The 3,761-nt window shown below is 44.5% G+C and carries 5 protein-coding genes; 2 read left to right on the top strand and 3 right to left on the bottom strand.

Annotated features, from left to right (window positions below):
* Positions 1–496: phosphate signaling complex protein PhoU (gene phoU, locus IQR33_RS09380; RefSeq protein WP_193843661.1), on the top strand; the 496-nt coding region annotated here is incomplete at its 5' end.
* Between the two features lie 62 nt (positions 497–558).
* Here phoU and ppk2 read toward each other — a convergent pair.
* The 3 genes from ppk2 to IQR33_RS09395 all read right to left on the bottom strand — a co-directional run bounded on the left by ppk2 (position 559) and on the right by IQR33_RS09395 (position 3,044).
* Positions 559–1,335 carry a polyphosphate kinase 2 gene (gene ppk2, locus IQR33_RS09385; protein ID WP_005381743.1) on the bottom strand — a complete coding sequence of 259 codons (777 nt, stop codon included), beginning with the start codon at positions 1,333–1,335 and terminating at the stop codon, positions 559–561.
* 70 nt (positions 1,336–1,405) lie between these two features.
* On the bottom strand, positions 1,406–2,149 hold the full coding sequence (locus IQR33_RS09390; RefSeq protein ID WP_086026665.1) for a copper homeostasis protein CutC: 744 nt from the start codon (positions 2,147–2,149) through the stop codon (positions 1,406–1,408).
* A gap of 283 nt (positions 2,150–2,432) precedes the next feature.
* The gene (locus IQR33_RS09395) at positions 2,433–3,044 is read right to left on the bottom strand and encodes a peroxiredoxin C (RefSeq protein WP_005381738.1); all 612 of its coding nucleotides are present in this window, start codon (positions 3,042–3,044) and stop codon (positions 2,433–2,435) included.
* Between the two features lie 199 nt (positions 3,045–3,243).
* Between IQR33_RS09395 and IQR33_RS09400 the strand changes: the two genes are divergently transcribed.
* Positions 3,244–3,761 (top strand): LysR family transcriptional regulator (locus IQR33_RS09400; protein WP_193843664.1); only part of this gene is annotated, 518 nt, incomplete at its 3' end.

Consider the following 3,761-nt stretch of genomic DNA (forward strand, 5'->3'; position numbering starts at 1 on the left):
CTGTACACGCATTATTGCTAAGCGTCAGCCAACGGCAAAAGACTTGCGCTTAATTATGGCTATCATCAAAACGATCACTGATTTAGAACGTATCGGTGACGTGGCGACACGTATTGCTTACGTTGCCATTGAAAGCCCATCATCAAAAGAACGACAATTCCAAGTGTCGTTAGAGCCTCTCTGCCGTCAGGCAATTAATATGCTGCATCAGGTTTTAGACGCGTTTGCCCGTATGGATGTAGAAGCGGCAGCAGAGGTGCACAAACAAGATGACAAACTAGACGCCGAGTATGAAGCGGTGATTCGTCAGTTGATGACTTACATGATGGAAGATCCAAAAAATATCCCTAATATTCTGCAAGTGATGTGGTCTGCACGCGCGATTGAACGCGTGGGGGACCGCTGCCAGAACATCTGTGAATACATTATTTACTTTGTGAAAGGGAAAGATGTACGCCACCTAGGTGATCAAAGTATTGATGACGTACTGAAGTAACTGACTTCAACAAATAGACCAGCTTTTAGGCTGGCCTATTTATTAGAGAGAAGGAAAGCACGTTAATATTTATCAGGAACGAAGGTCTGATCATCAATGGGCGCTCTGACGTAACCTTCTTTATTGAGTTCAGGTAATTCGATGGGTGAGTACTCAAGTGCTTTGTAATCAATCTGGCTTAGTAAATGACTGATACAGTTCAAGCGCGCTTTCTTTTTGTCATCTGAAGGGACGACCCACCAAGGGCAGTTTTTCGTGTCTGTATAGGCAAACATCTTATCTTTTGCTTCCGAATACTCCGCCCAGCGATGACGTGACTCTAAATCCATTGGGCTGAATTTCCAACGTTTGATCGGCGTATTAATTCGACCTAGAAAACGTTTTTCCTGCTCTTCGTCTGAAACCGAAAACCAATACTTAATCAGAATAATCCCAGAGCGTTGCAACATTCTCTCGAATTCAGGGCAAGAGCGTAAAAACTCCTCGTATTCGTCTGGAGTACAGAACCCCATGACTTTTTCGACACCTGCTCGGTTATACCAACTTCGGTCAAATAAAACGATTTCACCAGCAGATGGTAAATGAGCGACGTAACGTTGGAAGTACCATTGCGTTTTTTCTTTTTCGGTCGGTGCAGGCAGAGCCACTACGCGACAAACACGCGGGTTTAGCTTTTCTGTAATTCGCTTTATCACTCCGCCTTTGCCCGCAGCATCACGGCCTTCAAACAGAACAACCACTTTTAACCCTTTGTGTTTGACCCACTCTTGAAGTTTTACGAGCTCAACTTGAAGGTTTTTGAGCTCCTTTTCGTATTCCTTTTTCTTCAATTTAGACATACACCTTTCCTCACTCCTTGATAAACAATATGTTAGCACTCAAAAGCTATGCGCGTGAGGTTACGGTGGTCTATTTGAGAGTTGCTACGACATCGGTTATGGCTTGTGTACTTGTGATGGGGATTAAAAAATCATCGACATCGGATGCGCCCATTTTGCTTTGTTCAGCAACAAAGGTCATTTGGCTAGGGCGTGTGGTTTTGCCTGACAGATGGATTTCAGGAACTTGAGTGTCTTCTACTAACGCACGTACGTTACTCGCATTAACGCCAGCCCCCGCCATGATTGCTATGCGTCCTTGGGCTTGCTTAACCAAAGCTCTAAGCACATCGATCCCTTGTGGTGCTGAAGGCGCAAGACCGGAGGTTAAAATACGTTCACAACCTAAGCTGATCACTTCTTCCAAAGTTTTTTCAGCGTCACGACACTGGTCAAAGGCACGATGGAAGGTCACGCCTAAGCCAAGCGCTTGAGCAAATTCACACAGCGCAGCCGCGTAAGGCATATGAATATCACCGTCTTGAGTGAGCACGCCGAACACGACACCGCTCAAGCCTGATTGGTGAGCCGCTTCAATATCCCAACGCATCATTTCGATCTCTTCTTCATTGTAGAAGAAGTCACCTTGGCGTGGGCGGATCATGGCATAAACTGGAACACTCGAAAGCTTAGCCGCTTGCTGCATAAAACCATAACTGGGTGTTAGTCCGCCTAAAGCCAAAGAGGAGCAAAGTTCAATCCGAGTGGCGCCGCCAGCAATGGCGTAGTGCAGAGATTCAATATTATCAATACAGACTTCTAGGTGAGTAACCACGTTCATTCATCCTGCTAACGTTACAAATAAGTGTTGTGGCTAAGATATTAACAGGGCCAGTAAGCAGAATCTGTATGGAGGAGATGATAAATAGAGGTAAAGTTTACGCTAAAGCGTTACCTCATTTTGGCGGTTTATCTGAAGGAAAAAGAAAGCCCAGAGCAGAGGCTCTGGGCTTTGATAGGACTTTACTTAGACTGATTGGCGTTTGCGGTTTTCCGCATTAGCTTATTGCTTTATATACATCCAACCATCACACCCGTTGAGCTAGGGTGAAGGTCTATTATTTTTTGCCTAGGTCAGCTGCGTGCTCAGATAGGAACGCTGCAACACCTTTTGGAGATGCGTCCATACCTGCTTTACCTTCTTCCCATTGTGCAGGACATACTTCGCCGTGCTTCTGGTGGAAGTTAAGAGCGTCAACCATGCGTAGCATTTCGTCGATGTTACGGCCTAGTGGTAGGTCGTTAACTACTTGGTGACGTACAACGCCTTCTTCGTCGATTAGGAAAGAACCACGGAAAGCAACGCCTGCTTCTGGGTGCTCAACGTCGTAAGCTTTACAGATTTCGTGCTTAACGTCAGCAACTAGTGGGTACTTAACTTGACCGATACCGCCATCTTCGATAGCAGTGTTACGCCATGCGTTGTGAGAGAACTGAGAATCGATAGAAACACCGATTACTTCAACACCTTTAGCTTGGAAGTCAGCTAGACGGTTGTCGAATGCGATTAGCTCAGATGGGCAAACGAAAGTGAAATCTAGTGGGTAGAAGAATACTACTGCTTTCTTACCTTTAGTGAACTCTGCAAAGTTGAAGTTTTCAACGATTTCACCGTTACCTAGAACAGCTGCTGCAGTAAAATCAGGGGCTTGACGACCTACTAGTACCATTTTTTTGCTCCTAAAAAGTATGGTTAGCTCCAAACCGAATTCAGTTGTGTCGGTTTGGTTCGTGTTTGTACGAGACAAACTATAGTACAGATTGTAGTATTGAAAAAAGCGAAATAAATAGATTGAGTTAATCGAAAAAAACGATAATAACAAAACTCTTAACTCGATCACTGGAACGGCGGTAGATACAAATACAATTATGAATAAATGGCCCAGTTTGAAGCAGTTACACTATTTAGTCACACTGCATGAAACAAGACATTTTAGTGACGCTGCAGAGCGTTGTTTTGTCAGTCAGTCGACTTTAAGTAAGGGTATTCAAAACTTAGAGGAATTGATAGGTTGTCCCTTATATGAAAAGAAAGATAAGAAAAGTCCACTGGTTTTTACCCAAACAGGAGAAATGGTAGTAAAGCAGGGGCGAGAGCTGTTAGCAAAAGGGCAAGATTTGGTCGAGCTTGGACGTATGTGCCAAGGCGACGATATGCAAGGCCAGCTAAAAGTAGGATGCATACCAACAATTGCTCCGTTTTTACTGTGTGATTTGGTACAAGAGGTGAACTACCGTTTCCCACAACTGAACCTTTTATTAAGAGAAGACACGACGACAAACTTACTCCAAGCGCTCAGACATGGTGAGCTGGATGTGCTTATTTTAGCGTTACCAGTCGAAATTGATGGGATGGAAAGCCGAGTAGTGGGTAAGGATCCGTTTCG

The sequence above is a fragment of the Vibrio sp. OPT46 genome (genome assembly GCF_015163535.1).
In the GTDB taxonomy this organism is placed as follows: Bacteria; Pseudomonadota; Gammaproteobacteria; order Enterobacterales; family Vibrionaceae; genus Vibrio; species Vibrio alginolyticus.

Excerpts from the sequence above, each read along its gene's own strand:
- IQR33_RS09395 (WP_005381738.1), bottom strand. The coding sequence starts at position 3,044 with ATGGTACTAGTAGGTCGTCAAGCCCCTGATTTTACTGCAGCAGCTGTT.
- ppk2 (WP_005381743.1), bottom strand. The coding sequence starts at position 1,335 with ATGTCTAAATTGAAGAAAAAGGAATACGAAAAGGAGCTCAAAAACCTT.